General features: G+C 34.7%; 26 protein-coding genes. 11 read left to right on the plus strand and 15 right to left on the minus strand.

Going from position 1 to position 25,858, the window contains the following annotated elements; translation table 11 throughout:
• Positions 1–32: 32 nt before the first annotated feature.
• From RT228_RS12260 to RT228_RS12285, 6 genes are all read right to left on the minus strand, one after another.
• Complete coding sequence (locus RT228_RS12260) at positions 33–932, minus strand: YihY/virulence factor BrkB family protein (RefSeq protein WP_006260239.1); 900 nt, start codon at positions 930–932, stop codon at positions 33–35.
• Between the two features lie 24 nt (positions 933–956).
• Complete coding sequence (locus RT228_RS12265; protein WP_006260240.1) at positions 957–1,196, minus strand: hypothetical protein; 240 nt, start codon at positions 1,194–1,196, stop codon at positions 957–959.
• Positions 1,197–1,199: 3 nt separating this feature from the next.
• Positions 1,200–2,201, minus strand: a complete 1,002-nt coding sequence (locus tag RT228_RS12270) for an SPFH domain-containing protein (protein WP_006260241.1) — start codon at positions 2,199–2,201, stop codon at positions 1,200–1,202.
• Positions 2,202–2,203: 2 nt separating this feature from the next.
• Entirely contained in the window at positions 2,204–3,583 is a 1,380-nt protein-coding gene (locus RT228_RS12275) for a TFIIB-type zinc finger domain-containing protein (RefSeq protein ID WP_006260244.1), read from the minus strand.
• Between the two features lie 12 nt (positions 3,584–3,595).
• Positions 3,596–4,456 (minus strand): carboxylating nicotinate-nucleotide diphosphorylase, encoded by an 861-nt coding sequence (gene nadC / locus RT228_RS12280; protein WP_006260245.1) that lies wholly within the window; start codon positions 4,454–4,456, stop codon positions 3,596–3,598.
• A gap of 89 nt (positions 4,457–4,545) precedes the next feature.
• The gene (locus tag RT228_RS12285) at positions 4,546–5,121 is read right to left on the minus strand and encodes a DJ-1/PfpI family protein (protein ID WP_006260246.1); all 576 of its coding nucleotides are present in this window, start codon (positions 5,119–5,121) and stop codon (positions 4,546–4,548) included.
• Positions 5,122–5,269: 148 nt separating this feature from the next.
• On the opposite strand from RT228_RS12285, the gene RT228_RS12290 reads away from it, so the two are divergent.
• The 4 genes from RT228_RS12290 (at position 5,270) to RT228_RS12305 (ending at position 8,485) form a co-directional block, all read left to right on the plus strand.
• Positions 5,270–5,770, plus strand: coding sequence for a hypothetical protein (locus tag RT228_RS12290; RefSeq protein WP_006260247.1), 501 nt, complete (start codon positions 5,270–5,272; stop codon positions 5,768–5,770).
• Positions 5,771–5,891: 121 nt separating this feature from the next.
• Positions 5,892–6,404 carry an azurin gene (azu, locus tag RT228_RS12295; protein WP_006260248.1) on the plus strand — a complete coding sequence of 171 codons (513 nt, stop codon included), beginning with the start codon at positions 5,892–5,894 and terminating at the stop codon, positions 6,402–6,404.
• A gap of 270 nt (positions 6,405–6,674) precedes the next feature.
• Positions 6,675–7,376, plus strand: a complete 702-nt coding sequence (locus tag RT228_RS12300; protein ID WP_006260250.1) for a YceI family protein — start codon at positions 6,675–6,677, stop codon at positions 7,374–7,376.
• 125 nt (positions 7,377–7,501) lie between these two features.
• Positions 7,502–8,485 (plus strand): YpdA family putative bacillithiol disulfide reductase, encoded by a 984-nt coding sequence (locus tag RT228_RS12305; RefSeq protein WP_006260251.1) that lies wholly within the window; start codon positions 7,502–7,504, stop codon positions 8,483–8,485.
• On the opposite strand, the gene RT228_RS12310 is transcribed toward RT228_RS12305, so the two are convergent.
• A complete protein-coding gene (locus tag RT228_RS12310) occupies positions 8,482–8,898 on the minus strand; it encodes a Fur family transcriptional regulator (RefSeq protein ID WP_006260252.1) in 417 nt (138 codons plus the stop codon). The two genes, RT228_RS12305 and RT228_RS12310, sit on opposite strands and share 4 nt — an antisense overlap.
• A 205-nt stretch (positions 8,899–9,103) precedes the next feature.
• Here RT228_RS12310 and RT228_RS12315 point away from each other — a divergent pair, with 205 nt between their 5' ends.
• From RT228_RS12315 to RT228_RS12325, 3 genes are all read left to right on the plus strand, one after another.
• A complete protein-coding gene (locus tag RT228_RS12315; RefSeq protein WP_006260253.1) occupies positions 9,104–10,309 on the plus strand; it encodes an aromatic amino acid transport family protein in 1,206 nt (401 codons plus the stop codon).
• A gap of 49 nt (positions 10,310–10,358) precedes the next feature.
• Entirely contained in the window at positions 10,359–11,558 is a 1,200-nt protein-coding gene (locus tag RT228_RS12320) for an aromatic amino acid transport family protein (protein ID WP_006260254.1), read from the plus strand.
• 125 nt (positions 11,559–11,683) lie between these two features.
• The gene (locus tag RT228_RS12325; protein ID WP_006264421.1) at positions 11,684–12,340 is read left to right on the plus strand and encodes an NAD(P)-dependent oxidoreductase; all 657 of its coding nucleotides are present in this window, start codon (positions 11,684–11,686) and stop codon (positions 12,338–12,340) included.
• Between the two features lie 113 nt (positions 12,341–12,453).
• Here the strand turns inward: RT228_RS12325 and RT228_RS12330 are convergent, their stop codons facing one another.
• The 3 genes from RT228_RS12330 to RT228_RS12340 form a co-directional block, all read right to left on the minus strand.
• Positions 12,454–13,170: a ThiF family adenylyltransferase gene (locus tag RT228_RS12330; RefSeq protein WP_006260257.1), complete on the minus strand. Its 717-nt coding sequence runs from the start codon at positions 13,168–13,170 to the stop codon at positions 12,454–12,456.
• 34 nt (positions 13,171–13,204) lie between these two features.
• Positions 13,205–13,840 carry a TatD family hydrolase gene (locus RT228_RS12335; protein ID WP_006260258.1) on the minus strand — a complete coding sequence of 212 codons (636 nt, stop codon included), beginning with the start codon at positions 13,838–13,840 and terminating at the stop codon, positions 13,205–13,207.
• 71 nt (positions 13,841–13,911) lie between these two features.
• Complete coding sequence (locus RT228_RS12340) at positions 13,912–16,545, minus strand: valine--tRNA ligase (protein WP_006260259.1); 2,634 nt, start codon at positions 16,543–16,545, stop codon at positions 13,912–13,914.
• 230 nt (positions 16,546–16,775) lie between these two features.
• Between RT228_RS12340 and RT228_RS12345 the strand changes: the two genes are divergently transcribed.
• Complete coding sequence (locus tag RT228_RS12345; RefSeq protein ID WP_006260260.1) at positions 16,776–17,165, plus strand: DUF1573 domain-containing protein; 390 nt, start codon at positions 16,776–16,778, stop codon at positions 17,163–17,165.
• 73 nt (positions 17,166–17,238) lie between these two features.
• Here RT228_RS12345 and RT228_RS12350 read toward each other — a convergent pair whose 3' ends face one another.
• Positions 17,239–17,976: a tyrosine-protein phosphatase gene (locus RT228_RS12350; RefSeq protein WP_006260261.1), complete on the minus strand. Its 738-nt coding sequence runs from the start codon at positions 17,974–17,976 to the stop codon at positions 17,239–17,241.
• 28 nt (positions 17,977–18,004) lie between these two features.
• A complete protein-coding gene (locus RT228_RS12355) occupies positions 18,005–19,126 on the minus strand; it encodes a DUF4105 domain-containing protein (RefSeq protein WP_313138691.1) in 1,122 nt (373 codons plus the stop codon).
• Between the two features lie 557 nt (positions 19,127–19,683).
• Here RT228_RS12355 and RT228_RS12360 point away from each other — a divergent pair.
• Positions 19,684–20,424: a CDP-alcohol phosphatidyltransferase family protein gene (locus tag RT228_RS12360; protein ID WP_006260264.1), complete on the plus strand. Its 741-nt coding sequence runs from the start codon at positions 19,684–19,686 to the stop codon at positions 20,422–20,424.
• 317 nt (positions 20,425–20,741) lie between these two features.
• Here RT228_RS12360 and RT228_RS12365 read toward each other — a convergent pair whose 3' ends face one another.
• A complete protein-coding gene (locus tag RT228_RS12365) occupies positions 20,742–21,131 on the minus strand; it encodes a hypothetical protein (protein ID WP_006261988.1) in 390 nt (129 codons plus the stop codon).
• Between the two features lie 460 nt (positions 21,132–21,591).
• Here RT228_RS12365 and putP point away from each other — a divergent pair, with 460 nt between their 5' ends.
• Entirely contained in the window at positions 21,592–23,094 is a 1,503-nt protein-coding gene (putP, locus tag RT228_RS12370; protein WP_006260266.1) for a sodium/proline symporter PutP, read from the plus strand.
• A gap of 159 nt (positions 23,095–23,253) precedes the next feature.
• Complete coding sequence (locus RT228_RS12375; protein WP_006261989.1) at positions 23,254–24,435, plus strand: MFS transporter; 1,182 nt, start codon at positions 23,254–23,256, stop codon at positions 24,433–24,435.
• A 7-nt stretch (positions 24,436–24,442) separates the two neighbouring features.
• Here the strand turns inward: RT228_RS12375 and RT228_RS12380 are convergent, their stop codons facing one another.
• Positions 24,443–25,021 carry a uracil-DNA glycosylase family protein gene (locus RT228_RS12380; protein WP_006261990.1) on the minus strand — a complete coding sequence of 193 codons (579 nt, stop codon included), beginning with the start codon at positions 25,019–25,021 and terminating at the stop codon, positions 24,443–24,445.
• Between the two features lie 12 nt (positions 25,022–25,033).
• A complete protein-coding gene (locus tag RT228_RS12385; RefSeq protein WP_006261991.1) occupies positions 25,034–25,810 on the minus strand; it encodes an AraC family transcriptional regulator in 777 nt (258 codons plus the stop codon).
• Between the last annotated feature and the right edge of the window lie 48 nt (positions 25,811–25,858).

A 25,858-nucleotide genomic window follows, 5' to 3' on the forward strand; every position in this document is an offset into this window, starting at 1 on the left:
CGTTTAATTTTAAGGTTATAACCCAAATATAGCTATTTTTTTGACTTTAATTTATTTATAGCTAAATTTAATTCAAAACCTAACAATAGAATCATACAGTTAATCCACAAATAGAACATCACTACTAACAACGTCCCAATAGAGCCATATAACTCATTATAGCGAGCAAATCTCAATACATATACCCCAAAGAGATAAGAAGTAAGTATGTAAAGAATAGTCGTAAATACAGACCCTATAGAGATGAAGGATACTTGCTTGGTCTGCTTGGCTCCGAACTTGTATAAGATAGAGGTAGTCATCAGTACTACTAACAATAAGAATATGCTTCTAGACCACTGTATCAACATAGAATCTAGGTTAAACTTATACATCACCACCTCTAGTGTCACAAAGAATGCAACAGAGAAAATGACTAGTATCGCTAGACATACAGATAAGACTAATGCGACAAGATACTGTCTAATCAGATTGCGAGAAACAATAATGTGATACGAAGACTCAAATCCTCCTATAATCGCAAAGACTCCATTAGTCATTAAGAATATAGATAGCAAGAATCCGGATGATAGTAACGAGCGATAACTGTTATTCATAATATCGCTCAGAATAGACTCTATCGCACCAAAGGTATTCGGAGGGACAGAACTCTCGATAAACTGCATAAAGTCTACCTGAAAATTGTCTATCGGGATATAGGGAATCAAGTTCAGTATAAAAAGTGCAAACGGAAATAACGCCATAAAGAAACTGAAGGCGATAGATCCTGCCCTATAGGAGAATGCTCCTTTTATAATCCCTAAGACATATAATTCTATTAAATCATAAAGAGAATACCCTTCTAACACCTTAAAACGAATACATTTTAAAGTCCGGACTATCGTACGTATGACAGGTATTCTGTCTAATCTTTCTTCTATTTCCTGCGACATTTAATCTCTTTTCTTTTTATCAAGCTATTTTTTAGGATGTGCTATATTTCCCTTAGTCGTATCATAACCTTTATGATCACGCTTAAAGAAAAAGCTCACTGCCATAATCAAAAATAAGGCTACTACTATTACTATTCCGATGGTCTTATAGGTATTGACTAGATGTTCTGAATCAAACATGGCTATTCCCCAAAAACCTAAAATAACATATAATGCTGTTATTAATACTAAGATACAAACTATAAAACCGATAATATACTTCATACGCTATAGTTTTGATAATATTTCTTTCTTTTTTTGATCGTAATCTTCTTGTGTAATGATTCCTTCTTGTAATAATAAATTTAATTTCTTTAAAACTTGAAGCCCATCATCTCCAGACTGCTCCAGCACTTGATTAGAAGCGATACCCAGCTGCTTACCTAACTCTAGTCCTGCTCCCATCTGCACTCCTGCCCCTGCTAGTCCACCTTCATTACGAGCAGCATCTCTCAGAGCTTTCAACTTCTCTAACTCTGCATACGTCATTCCTGCTGCTTCTGCTGCTTTTACATCAGAAGTTATATTAGACACAGTGGCAATACGCTGTTGGGTCTTGGTATCGAATACTGTTCCTAGTACTTTAAAGTCTGTCAATGCAAGTCCTAAAGCAGCAAACTCTTCATTTAGTTTATTCTTGATTTCGGTAGAGATTACTTCTAGCTGCGCATCTATCTCCGTATAGCCAAATGAGGCTCCTGATAGATAAGTAGTGATAGCCTGAGGAATGCGTTGAATAAGGATATCTTTTAAGTCCATCGCTGTATATACATTCGCATTGCTAATAACCTCTCTATAAAGAAAGTTAATATCCTGTATCTTAAACGAGAATGTCCCATTCACTCCTAGTTCTATCGGAATATCATAATGCTTATCTACATACTTAATCGCACTAGGAGTACCCCAAGACTGATTAATAATCTGAGATTGTCTAAAGAAGAACACTTTTAACTTATGCTCACTTTCAAAATTCTGACGAATATTAATCAATGTCGTAATAAAAGGATGATTAGCTGTACTCAGACTAAAGGTTCCTTCTTCTAGGAGTATATCTTGTACTTTTCCATCGTATACTAATACGCATCCTTGACTCGGTGCTACGATTAACTTAGATGCATTCTTGATCTCATCTGTTGGCGACGGAAATTGATACCATACGACATCTTGTGGTTGATCCTTCCATTCTATAACAGAAGCTAGCTGTTTCTTAAAAATATTGAATAATCCCATAGTTATATCTCTTTTCCTACTGTCTTTAGTTCATAAAAGTCTGAAGTCATCTTGATCTCTCCATCCTTATTTATTATAGCAATATTAGTACTGTCTAACCTTACTAATATATAATCTCCTTCTACATCAATACTACGGATCTCTTTCCAGTCCGTTTTCTTAGTCCATAACACACTACCATCTACCCCACTTATCTTCTGCAGTGTTATAGTCTCGTTCTCCAATACAGACATCTTGATAGCAATGATAACAGACTCTGCGTCTCCTACTAGTACACGTGCTCCATCTACATAAGTATGATTAGGAGTAAGGTCTTTAATAGAAACTATCTTCGCTCTAGATTTAGTATACGGCATCACTAAAACTTTCTTATAAGGAGACTTCTCTGTGAATATACCCGATCTACCGTAATCTTTGCTCCAGTTAAAACTTACATTGTATTGTGGAAAACCTTTTTGAGTCCAATGTTCGTATTGTATCAACTGTATTTCTTCTTCTGGAAAATCAAAACCTATACGCGTAAATTTATAGGATGTAGTCTTAACTGGATCCGTTAATTTCTTATCGTATATATTAGAGATTTTATCTATAGGTAATACAACACCTATATCTGCAAATAAGGCATATTGTTTTCCTTTATTATTCGTAACTGTCAGACATTGATCAAAAGTTCTAGATTCTATCGCTGCTACTCCTCCTGCAAACTCAGGATACTTAACAAAGAAAGATTCTGTCACATTCTCAAACACTTTCTGAGAAGGGTTATACAAGAATAAATAGTAACTATTCACAATAAGGAATAGCTCGTCATTAGCCCCTCTATAATAATCTAATTTACTGCTATGCGTACCTGCTCCTTTTATAGATAGGTCTACTTCTAGAAGTGTTCTACTGATTTCTTCTCCTGTAGTCGCGTCTAGTAAGATGGTGTATACCTCATTTTCCTTACCTTTCTCAGCAAAGATATCATTAAACCACCCTGTAAAGACGATGGTATTCTTCCCTTTTGGGTCGATCATTAAGGCTGTTTCTGAATAACTAGCATTGACATATCTCACATCTCGCTTAGGAGGTGGGGTGGTGTTATACTCTGTGGTAGTAACAGGGGCTGGTGTAGAATCTGCAAATATGAATCTACTGATCTGGTAAGCGAAATAGATAAAGATAACAGCAGAGAAGCCTATAATGGCTTTTTTAGCAATCTGCACTCCTTGTTCATTATTCAGTTTACCCGTATTATAATTATGGTTAATAGTAATATCATCATTATCTAGAAAGAACTGTGTATTACAGCTTCTACAGATATAGTGGTCTTTCTTAGTCTCATCAACCTGATTACTCCCACACTGAGGACATACTATTTTCTTTATTGTTTTTGCCATATTTCTCTTTTACTACAATACTGCTTTAAGGCTTAAGTCCATATTGTACACTGAGTGTGTTAATGCTCCTGAAGAAACATAGTTAACTCCACATAATGCATACTCTCTAACTGTGCTTTCATCGATATTACCTGACGACTCCGTTTGACATTGATCACCTATCAATGCAACAGCCTCACGTGTCATCGCATAGTCAAAATTGTCTAACAAGATACGGTGAACATTATCACAAGCTAAGATTTGCTTCACCTCATCGATGCTTCTAGCTTCTACGATGATCTTTAGCTCTTTATTATTGTCTTTTAAATATTGGTTTGTCTTTTCAATCGCTTCTTTGATACCTCCTGCGAAGTCAATATGATTATCTTTCAACATAATCATATCATAAAGAGCAAAACGGTGGTTCTCTCCTCCAGCTATCTTTACTGCCCACTTCTCTATCGCACGTATACCTGGTGTAGTCTTACGTGTATCTAATATCTTAGTACCCGTACCTTCTAATAAGTTTACGAATACACGAGTCTTCGTAGCGATAGCACTCATACGCTGCATGGCATTAAGCATTAGTCGCTCAGCCTTTAGAATAGACTGAGAAGACCCTGAGATATATAAGACTATATCTCCTACTTCTACTTTCGCTCCATCCTGAATACACACTTCTACTTCTAGAGTAGGGTCAACATAGTTCAATACTTGTTGTGCGAACTCTACTCCTGCTATATACCCTGCTTCTTTTACTAGTAATTTTGCCTTACCTGTAGCTGTAGAAGGAATACAAGCTAATGAGCTATGGTCTCCATCTCCTACATCTTCACGTATAGCGTTCTTAATAATTATATCTAATTCTGCTTGAAATTGTGCTTCTGAAATCATATTTAAAAAAAATTTGCGATGCTAAAATAAGAAATGTTTTAGCAAATCTTATTATAGAACATCGCAAACTATGAGTTATAATAACAAGCTTATCCTATCACTACACCTAACATTTTATAGAATTCTCTAAGGATATCAGGGTGTCCAGGCCATGCAGGAGAAGTAACTAAATTACCGTCTACCACAGCTTTATCTACTCCTACTTCTTTATAATGACCACCCGCTAAAGTGATATCTGGTCCTACTGCTGGATAAGCAGTCAGTGTTCTTCCATTTAATACACCTGCTGGAGTTAATACCTGAATACCGTGACAGATAGCCGCTACTGGTAAATTCTTTTCAAAGAAGTACTTCACAAAGTCAATTACCTTACTATTTAGACGGATATATTCTGAAGAACGCCCTCCACAGATATACAGTCCATTATAATCTGCTACATTCACTTCATCAAATGACTTATTGATTACAAAATTATGTCCTCTTAGTTCTGCATAAGTTTGATACCCTACAAAGTCGTGTACAGCAGTTGCAATCACTTCATTCTTCTTCTTTCCAGGACATACCACATCTACTTGTACTCCAATTGATAATAGTGCTTGATAAGGAACCATTACTTCATAATCTTCTACGAAGTCACCTGCTAACATTAAAACTGATTTTGCCATATTGTTTTTATTTAAGTTAATACCCTTCTAAGGTAAACAATTATGAGTAGTCCAAAAACTGTATCTTAAAAAATAACCATAAAATAACATCTGCTCCGAATACTTTTTAGTAACTTTAAAAATCTAATTAATCCTATTTATTTTGACTATGAGAACAAAAATCGCCTTAGTAGCTGCTACATTCTTTACACTAATCAGCTGTAACCAAAAAGTAGCCCCAACACAAGATGTCAAAGTCTTAGATCTATATACAATAGAAGTACCTGGTACATTCGCACCGATGCAAGAATTATACCCTGATGCTGATATTCAATATGGAAATACGTTTAAACAGATGTATTTAGTCACTGTACATCAAGACAAAAATAAGACGGCAAACTTCGAAGAATACGTTAAACAATCTCTAGCTAGCTATAACAAAAGAGAGAACTATGAGATAATAGTACAAGAAGATGTCCGAATAAACGGAATACCAGGGAAGAAGTATGAACTACTGATGTCTCAAGATAAAGATATGATGTATATGATACAAGTAATATTAGATGGAAAAAAAGCTAACTATCAATACATTACATGGACAACAGGGCAGAATAAAGAAGCGCAAAAAGACAACTTCTTAAACACTTTAGCTTCTTTTAAAGAACAGTAGTTTTTTTAACAAATTTTAAACATTAAAAAGTGAGCAATAATGTTATTTATCGTACCTTTATAGTACTCAAAATGAGCGCTTAAAAGCGCTTAACAAATAAATAATATTATATAAAATAATTATGAAAAAATTAAACTTAGCTCTAGCTGTTTTAGCAACAAGTACTATGTTATTCTCATGTGGTGAGAAAAAAGTAGATACAACAACTACTCCAACTGAAACGCCTGCTGAAACAACAGCAGCACCAGAAGAAGTAACAGGTGTACAAATCACGTTAAATGCAGATGATCAAATGAAATTTGACCAAACTGAAATTCGTGTTCCTGTAGGAGAGAAAGTTACATTGACTTTAAAACATACTGGTAAAATGGATAAAGCAATTATGGGGCATAACTGGGTATTATTAAAACCAGGTACAGACATGACTGCTTTTGCTACTGAAGCTGCTCAAGCAACAGAAACTGACTATATTCATCCAAGTGGTTTAGAAAATGTAGTAGCACATACTAAAACTTTAGGAGGTGGACAATCTGATACTATTGAATTCACAATTACTGAAGCAGGTACTTATGACTTCTTATGTACATTCCCTGCTCACTTCGCTTTAATGCAAGGTAAATTAATTGCTGAATAGTAATATATTTTTAATGCAAATCTTTAAATGGGGTGTTTAATTAAAACATCCCATTTTTTATTACTCTATTCTAAAGTAGTTTGTACTCTACTCTTGTAAAAGAAAACATTGTCATTTAATTTCATCAATAAACCCAAATAAAAAGCACAAAAAATGTTAAATATGACACTTTTAAAGCTTTTTAGCTCAAAATTAGTAGTCATTTTTTTCTGACTGATTGTTTATTCTTATTTAAGCATGTATATTTGTATCAACAAATTAGCATATAAAATGAAAAAAATTGTATTATCGTTAGCTGTAATCGCTACGTTAACTCTTGCATCTTGTGGAAACAAAAATGCAGATAAAGCAACAACTACAACAGAACAAGAAGTAGCTGTAGAACAAGGAGACAAATATTCAGTAAACTTGACTGAGAGTAATGTAACTTGGAAAGTAGGTCACAAAGGAGGAGTTAACCCTCGTTATGGTACTTTAACTTTAAAAGCTGGTGATATCGCTATCGATGCAAATGGGTTAAACGCAGGTTCTTATACTATCGATATGAACTCTATCAAAGTTGATCGTGCTTCTGTAAGTGCTGATGAAGATATCGCTAAATTAGAAGGTCACTTAAAAAGTGCTGACTTCTTTAACGTAGAAGCTAATTCGACTGTTGATTTCAAAATCACTAATGTAGAAGATTTCGACGCTGCTAAACACACTAGTAAAATAGAAGGAGCTAATAAAGTAGTAAGTGGAAACTTAACTATCTTAGGAAAAACTGTAAACATCACTTTCCCTGCTAAAGTAACTGTAGAGAATGGTAAAGCTGTTATGGATGCTGCATTCGTAGCTGACCGTACAGAATGGGGATTAGTATTCGGTACTACTGATAAAGATTCAGGTGCTGCTCTTAACCCTGCTGACTGGGCTATTAGTCAAGATATGGAAATAGGAATTCATTTAGTAGCTGATAAAGTAACTGAATAATTTCATTCACAATATATCCTGTAAGGGCTACTCTAACGAGTAGCTCTTATTTTTTTACCCGCTTTCTAAAAGAGGAACAAGAATAAAGCCGTAACTTTGAGTTTTGCGAATAGAAAATAGATACAATGAAGCATTTTGACATTATAATTATAGGAGGTGGCCCTATAGGTATAGCCTGTGGACTAGAAGCTAAGAAGAACGGACTTTCTTATCTAATCATAGAAAAAGGTTGTTTAGTTAATTCCTTATATCACTATCCTGTTAATATGCAGTTCTTTTCTTCTTCTGAATTATTAGAGTTAGACAAGATTCCTTTTATTAGTAAAGAAAACAAACCTCGTCGTAGTGAAGCTTTAGAATACTACCGTAGAGTGGTAACGACTAATGAACTTACGATAAACTTATTCGAAACTGTCTTAGAAGCGACTAAAAATGAAGAAGGATCATTTGATATAAAGACTTCTAAGGATAACTATACAGCTAAGGACATTATCGTAGCGACTGGTTTTTATGATATTCCAAATCCATTAAACATTCCAGGAGAACACTTACCTAAAGTTTCTCATTACTACACAGATCCTCATTATTATGCAGGTATGGATGTAGTGGTGGTAGGTGCAAGTAATTCTTCTGTAGATGCAGCATTAGAATGCTATCGCAAAGGAGCAAATGTCACTATGGTTGTAAGAGATAAAGAAATTAGTTCTCATGTAAAATATTGGGTAAAACCGGATATTGAAAATAGAATTAAAGAAGGAAGTATCACTGCCCTATTCAACAGTAACATCAAAGAAATAACTGATAATACAGTTATAATCAACACAAATAACGAAGAACTAGCAATAAAAAACGACTTTGTCCTTGCACTTACAGGATATCGTCCTAACTTTGCCTTTTTAAAACAATTAGGAGTTACAATATCTAATGATGCTAATCAGACTCCTACTTACAATACAGAAACTATGGAAACAAATGTGACGAACTTATATTTAGCAGGTGTAGTATGCGGTGGTTTAAACACGCACACTTGGTTTATTGAGAACTCTAGAATTCACGCTGTTACCATTCTTACCCACATCATCTCTAAGTATCGATATCGTCGATTTTAGGGCTTGCACTCCTTACACACCCCTTTAGCTACTACGTCTATATCATCTAGCTGAAAACCAGCTGGTACTTCTATTTTAGGGATAGACACTTGTGTTAAACAGATTGTCTTTTTACAATTATTACACACGAAATGTAGATGAGTATCGTGATGATTCTTTTCGTCACACCCCTGAGCACATAGCGCATAATGAGTAATATTATTAGTCGTAATACTATGAAGTAATCCTTTGCTTTCAAAAGTCTTTACGGTTCTATATAATGTCACTCGATCAGATTGTTCAAAGCTTGCCTCTATATCAGCAAGTGATACTGCACCTTTTTGTTGCTTCAAGAATTTTAGAACCAATAAACGCATTGCAGTAGGATTAATCTTTTTAGCTTTTAATTCTTGCTCTAAATTTAGGGTACTCATAGTCTCTCATTTTGTGTATAAACAAAGATAAACAATGTTTGTTTATCAACTCGTTTTTACGTAATCAGATTCCATTTAACAACTCTTTAGCTTAAAAACAATCAAAATATTTTAATATAAATAAACATATTTGAGTGTTGTAGTAAATAATAAAAACATATATTTATTTTTTTTACAACAATCAAACTAAAAACACAAACTCAAAGTGAATAGTAAACTTATAGGTAGTTCCCTTATTATAGCGGGTACAGCAATCGGAGGTGGAATGTTAGCCATGCCGATTATTTCGTCTGGAGTAGGATTTACAGGCATTACGATAGTAATGATCTTGATATGGTTAACGATGTGTTATACCGCTATTCTATTAGTAGAGACATATAAAGATAATAATCCTGAAGATGGGTTGAGCACGATGACTTATAAATACTTAGGTAAGGCAGGCTCTATCGTCACTGGAATAAGTATGCTAACCCTGATGTACGCTCTAGTAAGTGCTTATATCGCAGGAGGAAGTGATATCCTAAGACTGAACTTAAGTAATTGGTTAGAGACTGATATCAGTCCACAAGTGACTGCTTTTATCTTTACAATTTTATTTGGAGGTATAGTTGGTTTAGGTGCTCGAGTGGTAGATATCGCTACGAGATGGATATTTATTATCAAACTAATCTTTCTATTGATTGTTATCATTGTGATGTTTGGCTATGTCAGAATAGACAATCTCTTACAGATGCCTATAGAGAGTAAACTATTCTTCTCCTCTATTCCTGTTATTTTTACTTCATTTGGTTTTCATATTGTGGTACCAAGTATGGTAAAGTACTTAGATGGAGATATTAAGCTACTTAAAAAAGCGTTTATCTACGGTAGTCTATTACCTCTAATTGTGTATATCATCTGGCAACTATCTATCTTAGGAAGTATAGACTCTAATACTTTCTTTACAATCATAAAAGAAACACAAGGTCTAGAAGCTGTTATCATAGCTGTAAATGGTGTATCTGAGTCTAAGTGGATGAATATTCCTTTAAACATTTTCTTTGCTGCAGCTATCCTTACTTCTTTCTTAGGAGTGGCATTAGCCCTATTTGACTATGTAAAGGATTTAAGTAAAAAGAAAGCTTTTGGAAAAAACAGTGTAATTATTTACCTAATTACTTTTATACCTCCATTATTATTCGCACTTTACTATCCTAAAGGTTTTGTGATAGCACTAAGCTATGCAGCTATCTCTGTAGTGATAACCTCTTTGTTTATTCCTGTACTGATGTACATCAAAGTCAAAAAAGAAAGACAAGAGACCATATCTTTTTTACAAAAGATAGCTTTTAGCTTGATTTTTGCTTTTGGAACAAGCATCTTAGTAATACAAGTTTTAATGACAGCGGGAGTACTCCCTATTTTAGACTAATGAAACAAAAAATAAATTCGAAGAATTAAATAAATTTAAACAAATAGAAATGCAAAAAATTATCGGAAGTATCCTTATTGTCGCAGGAACGACAATCGGAGCAGGAATGTTAGCAATGCCCATTATATCAGCAAGTGTAGGCTTTACCTTTATGGCCTTTATCTTGTTCTGTATCTGGTTTGCTATGTATTATACTGCTATACTTCTGGTGGATGTCTATAAATACAACCCTCCTACAGATGGATTAAATACTTTAACAGTAAAATATCTAGGTAACTCTGGGGCTGTTGCTACAGCGCTAAGTATGCTGATACTAATGTATGCCTTAGTAAGTGCTTATATCACAGGAGGAGGTGAAATATTCAGAACTAACTTAGAGAAGTGGCTACAAGTAGAAATATCATCTCATACTTCTGCTTTTCTATTTACAGCATTATTTGGAAGTATCATCGCATTCGGCACACGTGTTGTTGACTTTAGTAATAAAATTGTATTTACAACGAAGCTAATCTTCTTGTGTATTGTAATGGCGTTATTATTACCTAAAGTAGAAATGATCCACTTACAACATTTACCTTCTTCTAGTATTCCTGTATTAGCCACTATTCCTGTAATCTTTACTAGCTTTGGGTTCTATGTAGTTATTCCAACATTGGTAAAATACTTAGACGGAAATATTAAACAATTAAAACTCGTATTTTTAATCGGAAGTATCACTCCTCTTCTATTATACTTAGTATGGGAACTTACATTCTTAGGAAACTTAGATAGCAATACCTTTACTGCTATACTACAAGAGAACTCTAAAATGGAAGGCTTATTAAAAGCAGTAAAACAAGTACACAATTCAAAAATGATTGGTATTTCTTTTACACTATTTGCTTCTGCAGCATTACTTACTTCTTTCTGGGGAGTAGCCATGGCTTTAAAAGATTATATCCAAGACTTAGGAAAGAACAAACCGCTAATCAAGAATAATATGTCGGCAATGCTATTGACCTTTATTCCTCCATTAGTATTTGCTATCTTTTATCCTGATGGATTCGTAATAGCACTAGGATATGCTTCTATCCCATTAGTAGTTCTTGCTTTAATCATGCCGATGTTAATGTTACAAAAAGCACAAAAGCAAGCAGGAGTTAAACAACCCTTTTTACAGAAACTCGCTTTCGTATTTTTATGGGGACTTTCTCTTTTGATTTTTATACTTCAAGGCCTTATGGTTGCTGAAGTTATACCAGCTTACTAAACAAGAAACAACCTTTATACAATATTAGCCGACTTAACCTAGATTAAGAAATTTCTAGATTAAGTCGGCTTTCTATTTTTAAACCACTACTCCTCAGTACCTTTGTCCTAATAAAATAACACCGTATGAAAAATATAGTTTTGATAGGAGCGTCTGGATATGTAGGTAGTGCTATATTAAACGAATTGATACATCGTCAATACAACGTTACAGCAATCGCTAGAAATACCTCAACAATATCTAATAGCGCTTTAGTAAAAAAAGTAGCGCTAGATATAACAGATCAAAAAGAACTCGTAAAGATGATAACAGGCGCAGATGTAGTCATCAGTGCATTCAATGCAGGATGGTCAAATCCTAATCTTTACGAAGACTTCACAACAGGAATACAGACTATACACAATGCTGTAAAAGAAGCTAAAGTAGAGCGCTTAATTGTAATCGGTGGAGCAGGTACACTGTATATTAAACCAGGGCTACAGTTAGTAGACACAGTAGATTTTCCTGACTTTATTAAACCAGGTGCTACAGCAGTAAGAGACTATTTTGAGCAGGTATTAAGTAAAGAAAACGGTTTTATCTGGACATACTTTAGCCCTGCGATAGAAATGAACCCACAAAACCCTGGAAAGCGCACAGGACACTTTAGACTAAGTAATAATACTCCTGTCTATGATAGCGAATGTAGAAGTAGAATATCTGTAGAGGATGTAGCTGTCGCTATAGTAGATGAAGTAGAGAACGAACAGTTTAAAAACACACAATTTACAATAGGTTACTAAAATTCATAATAAGTCCCCATAAGGGAAACAACAGTTCAACAACAAAATAATAGCAATTCTTCCCTTACTAAAAAAGGCTGTAAATCTAATTGATTTACAGCCTTTTTACTTTACTATTTCGATAAGATATATCTTACTACATGTTCTGCTGAGTTTAAACCAAACAAGGCTGGCATCCAACTATTCGTCCCAAAAAATGACTTTTTAAAGTTACTACCATCTGTCATCTTTAAGCTACTCTCGTCAGGTTTTTCTGTAGAGAAGATTGCTTTTACCCCAGAAGATATTCCTTCTTTCTTTAGGCGCTTTCTGATCTGCTTCGCTAGTGGACATACATCTGTCTTACTGATATCTTTAATCACAATCTTATTTGCCATCATCTTTCCTCCTGCTCCCATCGCACTGATTACTTTTACCTTCTTGCGTTTAGCTGCCAAAATAAGGTTAATCTTAGGTGTAATACTATCAATACAATCTAATACATAATCAAAGTCCTCTGTCACAATCTCATGAGCACGCTCTGGAGAAATAAACTCTTCTATACGAATCAAGTTAAGCTCTGGGTTAATATCCATCAATCTATCTCCTACAACTTTCACTTTTGGCATACCGATCGTAGAGTGTAAAGCGGGTAACTGTCTATTGATATTCGTAATATCTACAGTATCTCCATCTACGATAGTCATATTTCCTACTCCTGCTCTAGCTAAAAACTCAGCTGCAAATGATCCAACTCCTCCTAATCCTACTACTAATACTTTCGCATCTTTTAGTTTTTGCAATCCTTCTTCCTTAAAAAGTAATTCTGCTCTTTCTTGCCAAATTGCCATTTATTCTACTTATTATATCAATCTAAGACTGATGTTATCTATTAAAAACTGTTTTATAATTCTGTTCTATGATCGCTTCTATATTCATATCTAATGCGCTTGCCACAGTATATACGTCCTCTATGGTTATCTCCTTAGCATCATCTGTTTCTAAAAACAACTGCTCTCTTGGTACTTTCAAGAAGGTACTTCTCAATGCCTCGTTATAAATAAGGTGTTTACCAAAAGACAAATAAAACCCATTCTTCCACAGACTCTCTGCTACTTGCTCTTTTTTATTGAAGCCATGTATAATCAGAGGAACCGTAATCTGTAACTCTTTCTTAATCTGTATAACTTCTTGATAAGCTGAAACGACGTGCAAAATTACTGCTTTTTTATACTTTTCTGCAAGTAGTAATTGCTTCTTAAATACTTCTATCTGTAGATTTAACGAAATATTGATCTTCTTATCTAATCCACACTCTCCTATCGCTAAACAATTTGGCTGTTGTAGCTGCTCTTCTAACAAGGCTAACTCTTCCTCTAAACGCTCTTCCTGGATATACCATGGATGTATACCAACAGTATAGGTAGGAAGGGTATTATCCACTGTCAGAGGATACTGATTGATGATTTCTATTATCCCCTGCTGTGCTGTAATATGATGAGTGTGTGTATTGATTTTCATACATACGAAGATAAAAAAAAGCCTCTAATTAGTAAACTAACTAGAGGCTTCTATATCTAAGAGATACTACACTATTTTAATCCAGCTAAGCTGTGTTCGATAGTTGCTATTTTAGCTAAAGCATCTGCTTCTTTCTTTCTTTCGTTCTCGATAACCTGAGCAGGTGCACCACCAACGAACTTCTCGTTAGATAGTTTTCCTTGTACAGATTTCAAGAATCCTTTTAAATATTTCAACTCTTCTTCTAACTTAGCGATTTCTTCTTCTAAGTTCACACTTCCTGTTACAGGAATGAAGTACTCATTAGATTTCACACGGTAAGATAGTGCACCACTTACTTGCTCTGTTACATACTCTATAGCAACTACGTTACCTAATTTAGAGATGATACTGTCGAAGTATGTAGATGTTTTCTCGTTGTTGATTACTTTTAAATCTATCGTTTCTTTAAACGAAATATTCTTGTCTTTTCTGATTGTACGGATACCAGCGATAACTTCAGTAGCGAATTCAAACTCTTTAATCAAGTTCTCATCAAATGATTTCATCTCTGGCCATGAAGATACTACTAATGCTGCAGCAGCAGTACGCTCATTAATATGTTGCCAAATCTCTTCTGATAAGAATGGCATAAATGGATGTAACAACTTCAAGTTCGCTTCTAATAACTCGATAGTCTTGTCAAAAGTAGCTTTGTCTATTGGCTGTTGGTATCCTGGTTTAATCATTTCTAAGAACCAAGAACAAAAGTCATCCCATACTAATTTATAGATCGTCATTAACGCATCCGAAATTCTGTATTTAGAGAAGTGATCTTCTATCTCTACTAATGCACTCTGTAACTTCGCTTCGTACCACGCTAATGATACTTTAGCAGATTCTGGTTGTGCTAATGTCTCAGACACTTCCCATCCTTTGATTAGACGGAATGCATTCCATACCTTATTTGTGAAAGCTTTACCTTGAGCACATAACTCCTCGTCAAACATAATATCGTTACCAGCAGACGCAGATAATAATAATCCTACACGTACACCATCAGCACCGAACTTATCGATTAATCCTAGTGCATCAGGAGAGTTTCCTAATGACTTAGACATCTTACGACGTTGTTTATCTCTTACGATACCTGTGAAGTAAACATTCGTAAATGGTTTCTTACCAGTGTACTCATATCCAGACATAATCATACGTGCTACCCAGAAGAAGATAATATCTGGACCAGTCACTAAGTCATTCGTTGGATAATAGTAGTTATACTCTTCATTCTCTGGCTGTGTAATTCCGTTAAATACAGACATTGGCCAAATCCAAGAAGAGAACCATGTATCTAGTGCATCTTCATCTTGTTTTAAATCAGCAGCAGTCAAAGCAGCATTACCTGATTTTACTTTAGCTAATTCTACAGCAGCTTCGATATTCTCAGCTACTACGAAGTCTTCTTTACCAGCTCCATAGTAGAATGCAGGTATCTGGTGTCCCCACCATAACTGACGAGAGATATTCCAATCGCGGATATTCTCTAACCAGCTTCTATAAGTATTGTTATATCTACTTGGGTATAACTTTACATCTTCTGTTTCTAATACCGCATCTAAAGCAGGCTTAGCTAACTCTTCCATCTTAAGGAACCACTGATCAGAAAGTCTTGGTTCTATAACAGCTTTTGTACGCTCAGAAGTACCTACATTGTTAATATAGTTCTCTACTTTGTCTAAAGCTCCGATAGATTTTAACTCTGCCTCTATCTCTTTACGAACTACAAAACGGTCTTTACCAGCGTAGTGTAATCCTAATTCATTCAGTGTAGCATCAGCATTAAAGATATCTATAATCTCTAAGTTATGTCTCTCTCCTAGATCCTTATCATTCACATCGTGAGCAGGAGTCACTTTAAGACATCCTGTACCGAACTCCATATCTACATATTCGTCGAAGATGATAGGCACCACTCTATTACAGATTGGTACGATAGCCTTTTTACCTTTTAGGTGTGTATAGCGTTCATCATTAGGGTTAATACAGATAGCAGAATCTCCTAAGATAGTCTCTGGACGTGTAGTCGCAATTACTAGATAGTCATTAGATCCTTCTATTTGATATTTTAGATGGTATAACTTCCCTTGGCGCTCTTCATAGATTACTTCCTCATCAGATAAAGTAGTCTTCGCTTCAGGATCCCAGTTTACCATGCGGTACCCTCTATAGATTAATCCTTTGTTATATAGGTCAACAAATACTTTTATCACTTGCTCAGACATCTCTGGGTCCATAGTGAACTTCGTACGATCCCAATCACAAGAACAACCTAATTTTTTAAGTTGATCTAAGATTACTCCTCCGTACTCTTCTTTCCACTCCCAAGCATGTGCTAAGAACTCTTCGCGTGTTAAATCGTTTTTATTGATACCCTGCTCTCTCAATTTTGCGACGACTTTAGCTTCAGTAGCGATAGAGGCGTGATCCGTTCCAGGAACCCAACAAGCGTTAAGCCCTTTTAAACGAGCACGACGTATTAATACATCTTGAATCGTATTGTTCAACATATGTCCCATGTGTAATACACCCGTCACGTTCGGTGGTGGTATTACAATCGTGTAAGGCTCTCTGTGGTCAGGAGTTGAGTGGAAGAAATTATTCTCCATCCAGTACTCATACCATTTTTGCTCTACTTGCTTCGCGTCAAATTGTGCAGGAATTGTCATTTACTTATTAATTTTACTTGTTTTTAACATTTTTTAAAGACACATCCAAAGATAACAATACTTTAATCAAATTTTAATCTAAGCACTCTTTCTTTTTACGTACCTTTGTATCATGCAAAAATATGGATTACTATGTAATTACAAAAGATAACACATTACTTTAAATGTTTATTTTTATTTGCGAGTATTCCTAAAGTTTTTAATTTTACAAAACAACAAATAGAAAAATAATGAAAAACATTTTAGCATTATTAGTTTTGGTTTTGACAAGTGCAGTAACATTCGCACAAAAAGGACCAAAAATCGAGTTTAAAGCAGAGAACAATACTATCGATTACGGTACTGTTGTAAGAGGGAAAGATAATGGAGTTAGAACTTTTGAGTTTACTAACGTTGGTGATGAGCCATTAATCATTACAGCTGTAAGATCTACATGTGGATGTACAGTACCTTCTAAACCTGAAGAACCTATTTTACCAGGTCAAAAAAGTAAAATAGACGTACAGTATAATATGGCTCCTGGTAAAATCAGTAGAACTATCACTGTAGAATCTAATGCTGTGAACTATACTAACGGTGTAGTAGCACTACGCATCAAAGGTGAAGTTGTAAACAACTAATCAGAAAATAGACAGAAAAACAAAAGGGATCGCTCACGCGATCCCTTTCTTATTTTATACGATAAGTAATTCTTTATTTCTTAAAGAAGATATTATTAGCAATTGCTTTCTCGAAGTTCTTCACTTCTTTAATTTGTATTTTAGCATCAAAGCCCTTGATATGTTTGGTATGGTGGATATCAGATCCTACGAAGTCTATCATATCATTGTTCAACAGATAGTTTGCAGCCTCTAATACATGACTTCCATAGTATCCTGTAGTAGACAATAAGTTCATCTGAAACTTACACCCTGATTTTTTAAGCTTCTTATACATTTCTGTATTCTTGTGATAGAAGTTATAACGCTCTGGATGCGCTAAGATAATCTCATACCCATTCGATTTTAAATGGAATAAAATATCCATTAATTGTATAGGTGGGTTGATATAAGACATCTCTACTAATACATAGTTATCTTTTAATGTCAATAGCTTCTCTGAATGAATGCGCTGTAAGAAACTCTCATCCATCATATACTCAGAAGCCACTCTCAGCTGAAGAGACTCCGCCTCTGTAGGTAGTACCTCTAATACCTCATCATACTTAGCTAAGATTCCTTCTTTAGTATTATCCCATACTAGTGGTGTAGTATGTGGAGTGGTAATCGCTTGGTCAAAGCCCATCGCTTTCATCGACTCTATAATAGTCTTTGTATCCTCTTTAGTCTGCGCCCCATCATCAATACCAAACATTAAATGAGAGTGAATATCTACATAATTATTTGGAATTAATGTTTTAAGCTCTGGTTTAGATTTAAATAATCCGAACATATCTTTATATTATTTTTTCTGATTAGGTCTACTTGTTATACTTCTTAGCTATACGCATTTCTATAGCCAAACTCACAAGAGTCAACAATACTAATGGCAAGGTCACTAATAACTTTTCGCTAGTAATATTCAATACGATATACAAAATTACACAAACTAAAGTTAACAACTGAAGTAACTTAGCTATCTTGACATTCTTTCTTATAAAAGGTAAGATTAAGAATATAGGACTACACAGTAGCACTGTATTATTACTTAACAGTTCGCCATGAAGAGAGTAAAACCCTACGACAAAGAAGAAAATACCTAACAGCCCTAAGATGACAAAATACACACTTCTAACGCCTCTCTGAGTCATTAGTCCTGCTAACACTAAAACGACAAGACTAAAGAACCACATAGAGTTCACACTTATACCTGATTTCTCCGTAGATACTTCTGGCTCAAAAACAGTCACTGTCTCAGGAACCAAAGGTTTTCCGTTGACTTTAGTCTCTGCTAACCCTTGCATAAACTTATCTGGTAAGAACAGTAAAGTAGAATGAGCATCTACCTTAGAACCGAATATTAAATTAATTCCTAGCATCTCGAAGTATCTCTTGTTCAGATACGAGTTTAAGATGGTTCTATAAGTAGCTGTATTTCCTTCTACATCTACTTTCACAGGTGTAGCTATACTATTATTAATAATATCTACCGCCTTAGTAGTACAGTTCTGATCTATAAACTTATATACATAGAATTTATTCTCTTCTTCTAAGGATTCGTTCAGTTTTTGCCATATCTCTTCTTTCTGAGTTGGCGTCAAGTCTAGTACTTGTTCATACACTGCTCTATTATCATATACATAACTCCCAATGAAGTTTCTATACGTAGAATAATCTGCGTAGTATAAAAGATCTCCCTTTACGAACTTTCCATAAAAATTAGGTGTTCTAAAATCAAACATTCCATAATTATATACCCTATCTATCCCCTCAAAAGGATCACTTACGCGTATCGCTGTATGCCCGAATAGTGAATACAACTCATCTCCCGTACCACAAGTAAGTACACTTATCTCTGCTCTATCAGAGAGTGGTCGTTCTTTAGAGAAAGCCATCTGCACTACAAAAAGGCAGAAAAGCAGATATATAATTTTCTTTGTCATCTATTCTTCTTGATTTATAACTAAGCGTTCTATTTGCTCTTTACAAAAATACTTTACTAATCTTTGATTTACAATAAAAACATACACTCTAAACTATTTATGAATAACCTTCTTGTACCACAGTTAAAACGTAGCTTCTCATCTGCTACTGCTCCTATCTTCTTCGCAAGAACTAAATTATATCAACACAACACCTCCATGATAACTCCGTTAAAACTAACTATAAAACGGAGTCACTACGGACTCACTACGGACTCAATGCAACTAAAACCATGTTAATCTGGCTATAAGTACAATACTAGGTATAACCTCTTCTATCCTTTAATTAACTTGATCCAATGTAGTCTGTTCTCTACTTATCAAATATATTAATTATCTAATAAACGTTTAGTTACCTAAATAGAGTACATCAAATAATAAAACATCTATAAAGATAAATGGCATTATCTAAAGTAATCCTTATAAACACTATAAAAATTAGTAACTTTATGATACATTTGTATCAATAAATACAAGTAAACCGTTATAGAGTTTATATAAACAAACAAATTTCAGTTATGAAAAAACACATTCCTAATGCTATCACTTTATTAAACTTACTTTCAGGATTAATTGCGTTAGTGTATGCATTTGATGATAATATACACATGGCTTTCTTATGGGTATGTATAGGAATCTTTTTTGACTATTGGGACGGCTTTGTAGCACGTATCCTTAATGTAAAAAGTGAAATGGGATTACAGTTAGACTCACTAGCCGATATGGTGACTAGTGGAGTAGTTCCAGGATTAGTAGTTTATAAAATGCTAGCTAATATTCAAGAAAACCAAGAGATCTATAACCTTACCCCTGAGACCTACTATATGGGAGTAGTTCCATACTTAGGGTTTATCATCACATTAGGAGCTGCGTATAGATTAGCCAAATTTAATATCGATACTAGACAGACTGATTCGTTTATCGGATTACCTACACCAGGTAATGCTCTATTCATCTTAAGTATCCCGATGATTATCTCTACGACTAAATCAGAAGAGATTATCTCCTTATTAAGCAATCCTTACTTATTAGTGGTGATCAGTATCTTAAGTGCTATTATCATGAATGCAGAACTTCCATTGTTCTCATTAAAAATCAAGCCTAATAATCTAGGAGCTTATAAACTTCAGATAGGATTTATGCTACTATCATTAGTACTACTAGCTACTCTATTATATCTAGCTATACCTATTATTATACTAGTATATATCTTACTATCTATCATCATGAATATGACAAAAAAGCAAACTACTAACTAAAAATAAGAAACGCTATCTCTCCAGATAGCGTTTTTCATTTGGTCTATATCTAAAAAGTGTACTATTTCATCCTTATGACTATGTTGCCCCTTTTTTATGCCAATTCTTTATTGAATAATTATTATTCTCATTTATACAACTATCCAAAACAGCAATAATCACAATATGAGCAATTGACTATAAAACAATCACTTTACCTCTAAAACACTAGTCATTGGCACACTTATTGAAAACTTTATTACAAACTTTTTTTTCATACTACTTTTTTGCCCTATACACCTTACCCCCTTTGTATAGGGCTTTTTTTATTGTTTTTTTTACACCATAGAACCAAGGTTAGCATCATCATGTTTTCCTTCTTCATGAAGCGTTAACTCATCACAGAATACTATTTTCTCATTTTCTATTACAAAAGTTGCAATTACTTTTACCTTACTCACAGAGCCATCATTTCTATATACTGAAACACTGTGATTAGTAAAAACAAGATTTCCCTCTTCTGCCATATAATTAAAGGTAATAGACAGTCTCTCGGTTACTTCTTTTAATTTTTTAATATGATTACTAAAAATGGTGTAGTCTAGTTTCTTTCCATCAACACATTGGATATAATCAGTAGAAAAATAGGTAGCTATCACTTCTGGACGATACTGAGGACTCTCTAATAGATTTACAAAACAGTCTTTTATCAATTCTTTATTGGTCATATTTCATTTCTTAAATTACAAATACGAAAGTAAAACACTGTCTAAAGAAGCGCGATAACAATTGTTATCAAATAAAACTTTTATAAAGACACTATACCTAAAGTGACAACTAACACATATGGAGTGTTGTCCTATAGCTAACTTCTTTATAATACTATCCATATAAAAGTCTATTCTCTCAGAATATAGCAAAGAAAAAGTATAATGTCTTACATTATCAATATTGATGAACGAGACATAACCACTTCTTGTAATTTATCTTCTTTAAAAAAAGAATATTATAATAGATGAAGTTCTCTATAATGTGTAATTATTTCATTTTTAAATAATTATTATATAAAAAATCAAATCAAAAAAGAAGAATACTAAAATACACTATTCGTAATTAAACTAAATAATCTGGTCATTCATTGTATTATTTAAAATAATTAAATAAATTTAGCAAAAAAATAACAACAATATGTTTGAAAATATAGATCCAACTATTATAACATTTTCCATTTATTTAGTGGTTGTGTTAGGAATAGGTGTAATTGCGTATTTACGCACAAAGGACTTTTCTGACTACATCTTAGGAGGACGTAGTTTTGGTCCAGTAGTAACAGCTTTATCAGCAGGAGCATCAGATATGTCTGGATGGCTACTAATGGGATTGCCAGGTGCTATTTTTGGTAAAGGTTTATCTCAGAGCTGGATTGCGATCGGTTTAATTATCGGTGCATACTACAACTGGAAGTTAGTAGCTGGTCGTCTGCGTGTACACACAGAAATCAATAATAATGCACTGACATTACCAGACTTCTTCCACAACAGATTTGGAAAAGATGGTCAATTAGTAAAAACAGTATCTGCTGTAACTATCCTAATCTTCTTCACGATATACTGTGCGTCTGGTATGGTAGCTGGTGCTAGATTATTCGAAACGCTATTCCACATGGAGTATATCAATGCGTTATATCTAGGGGCTTTAGCTACGATAGCGTATACCTTCATCGGTGGATTCTTAGCAGTAAGCTGGAGTGATACGATTCAGGCTACTTTAATGCTATTTGCGTTAATCTTGACTCCTGTGATGATTATCCTATATATGGGAGGATGGGATGCTATCACTACTTATACGAACGAAGCTGCTATTGCTACTAATATTTCGTATTCAAGTCTAACACATAATGTAAGCTTTATCGCTATTATTAGTGCTGCTGCATGGGGACTTGGGTACTTCGGACAGCCACATATCTTAGCACGCTTTATGGCTGCTGATAGCGTGAAGACAATGAAGAATGCTAGACGTATAGGAATGTCATGGATGACATTATGTCTAGGAGGAGCTGTAACGATAGGTTATCTAGGAATTAGCTACTACTATAAACATCCAGAAATAGCTAGTGTAGTAAACAAAGACAATGAAATGATCTTCATAGAGCTAATCAAACAATTATTTAACCCTTGGGTAGTAGGTGTCTTACTTTCGGCTATTCTAGCTGCAGTAATGAGTACATTAAGTGCGCAGCTATTAATGTCTTCTAGTACACTTACACAAGACTTCTACAAAGCTTACTTCAGAAGAAGTGCTAGCCAAAAAGAGCTAGTGTGGACAGGAAGGTTTGCTGTACTACTAATCTCTTTAATCGCAATCATAATCGCATACGATCCAGATAGTAAAATTCTTGCTTTGGTAGCACATGCTTGGGCTGGTTTTGGAGCTGCATTTGGTCCTGCTATCTTATTCACTCTATTCTGGAGAAAAACAACAGGTATGGGAACTTTCGCAGGAGTATTAGTAGGAGCGGTAACTGTAATCGTATGGCCTATTCTATTCGGAGATACGGTATACGAAATCATTCCAGGATTCTTATTTAGTTCGATTGCGATCTACTTAGTATCTAACTATGGAAAACAAGCGTCTACTGAAATGATAGAGAAGTTTGACACTGCTGATGCTTTATATCACAAAGAAAAGTAATTAGATAAAATATATTTATTACAACCTAAACTCTAGGTATATAACACGGTGAAAAATGTTATATACCTAGAGTTTTTTCATTTATATGAACAACATAAGATTAACATTGTACAAGAAAATGTAAACCAATAACTTTGCACCTCATAAAAACGATAATACGTGTCTAGATTTAATTCACACCCTATATACAATACTCAGTTTATACTAGTATGTTTAAGTTCTTTACTATTCTCTGCTAGTTTTAATATGCTTATACCTGAGCTACCTGATTACCTATCAGGACTAGGTGGAGCAGAATACAAAGGGCTAATCATCGGTCTATTTACAATCACTGCAGGTATCTCTAGACCCTTTAGTGGTAAACTAACAGATAAAATAGGTCGTGTGCCTATCATGGCTATAGGCTCGATAGTATGTTTTGTGTGTAGTTTATTATACCCTATTCTTACTACAGTATCCGGCTTTTTATTCTTGCGATTATTACACGGATTCTCTACAGGGTTCAAGCCAACAGCTACAGCAGCCTATGTAGCTGATATCGTACCTAGAGAGCGATGGGGTGAAGCATTAGGACTACACGGCATTAGCTTTAGTACAGGTATGGCTATAGGTCCAGCCATCGGTAGTACCATAAAGATGTACACCTCTATAGACTTTCTATTCTATACTTCATCTGCTTTTGCTCTATTGTCTATTGTGATCTTGATGAATATGAAAGAGACCTTACAAGTAAAAGAAAAGTTCTCTTTTAAATTACTAAAAATATCAGGCAAGGACATCTTTGACTTAGGGGTATTCCCTGCAGCCTTTGTTACTTTTATGTCTTACATCGCTTATGGAGTTATTCTTACGCTAATCCCTGACTGGACTGGACATTTAGGCTTAGAGAATAAAGGGATTTTCTTTATGATTTTTACTATTTCTTCTCTACTAGTAAGATTTGTCGCAGGTAAAGTATCTGACAAATATGGACGTGTCTTAATCATCAATATTGGATTAGTACTTCTGATTATCTCACTAGCTATTATAGCATTCTACGAATCTACTAATGGGCTATACCTAGGTGCATTTATATACGGTATCTCTTTAGGTATCTTATCTCCAGCATTAAATGCCTGGACGATAGACTTCAGTCAACCTGATCAGAGAGGGCGTGCTGTATCTACTATGTACATCGCTCTAGAGGCTGGTGTCGGTGGAGGTGCTTTCTTAGCAGGGTGGTATTATAAAGATAATATCACTAATATCCCTACCATTATGTATGCTAGTGCAGTAGTTATTATCTTAAGTTTAGTCTATATGATGTTTAGAAAACAACTTTCCTTTACAAGAAAAATATAGCGCAATATTACTTCTTTAAGATTAATTTGACTTGGTGTTGTAACACAGGTATAACCTCCTGTTCAAACCATCTATTCTTTGCTTTCCAGATATTATTTCTCGGAGAAGGATGAGGTAATGGAAAATAAGTAGGTAAATACTCGTGGAAGTTATTTACATTCTCTGTCAGTGAATCATTAGTCTTTAAATAATAATCTTGAGCGTATTTTCCGATTAACAAAATAAGCTTCACAGAAGTTAATTGGTCTAACAACTGAGCATGCCATGTGGGAGCACATATTTTCTTAGGAGGTAAGTCACCATTCTTTCCTTTGCCTGGATAACAAAACCCCATAGGAATAATAGAAAAGTTAGCCGTATCGTAGAACTCCTCTTCTGTCACTCCTAGCCATTGACGCAGTTGTTCGCCACTTTTATCTTTAAAAGGAATACCTGATAGATGTACTTTTAATCCAGGTGCTTGACCTATAATAATGATTTTTGACTGTACACTAGATAATACCACAGGATTCGCTCCTAGAGATAGTTCTTCTTCACATATCTTACAAGCCTTAATATCACTTAATAACTCATCAAAACAATCCATACCTTCTTCTATTTACTGTCCTATTAAATATCGATGTGGGGTAATACCTGCGTGCTTTTTAAAAAACTCTATAAACGCACTATCTGACGAAAACTCCAATACATCTGCTACCTCTGAGATAGTCATATCCTCAGCCAACAACTCCAGAGAGCGGTAATACTTCCATTGCAATCTCCAATCTTGATAAACCATCCCTGTTTCTTTCTTAAAGATACGAGAAATCGTCTTCTCGCTAGCCCCTACCTCTTGGGTTAAGTCCTTGAGAAATGGAGGAACTCTTTTCTCCATAATAAACTGTCGAATAGTATCTTTTAGTCTCGTATCTTCGGGTATCTTCAGATGATAATCTTCTATATGGGCTGCGTTTAATTCATTGCTAAACACCTTAACTATAGCGAGCTGCTCATCAGTATAAGCCTTCCAGTCCCAAAAACATATTCGTTCTATCAACTGCTCTAATAGAGGGTTGACCTCTAATACTTTGATTGTATCAGCTGTCCACAACTGCTCTTTCGCAGTAAAGTAGATAGAACGATAAGCAACTACATTTCTAAAGAACACGCGATGAGATAACCTTGCAGGTATAATCAACATACGTGTAGGTGGTAGAATCACCTGTGTATCATCAGTCAATAGAGTCATACATCCACTAGGTGCATAGAGAAGTTGCTGGTGCTCATTATGCTGATGAAAACCAGAATCATGCTGAACTAAATCAGATGCTAAACCTATAACAGGTAAGTCTATTTGTTCTGGATGAAATTCTTGTTCTGAATGCAGATATGCCATTTGTCTTTAAACCGGTATTTAATGAGTTTATAGTATTATAAAGGTACT

Origin of the sequence: Myroides sp., assembly GCF_032073645.1 — a bacterium.
Taxonomy (GTDB): Bacteria; Bacteroidota; Bacteroidia; order Flavobacteriales; family Flavobacteriaceae; genus Flavobacterium; species Flavobacterium odoratimimum.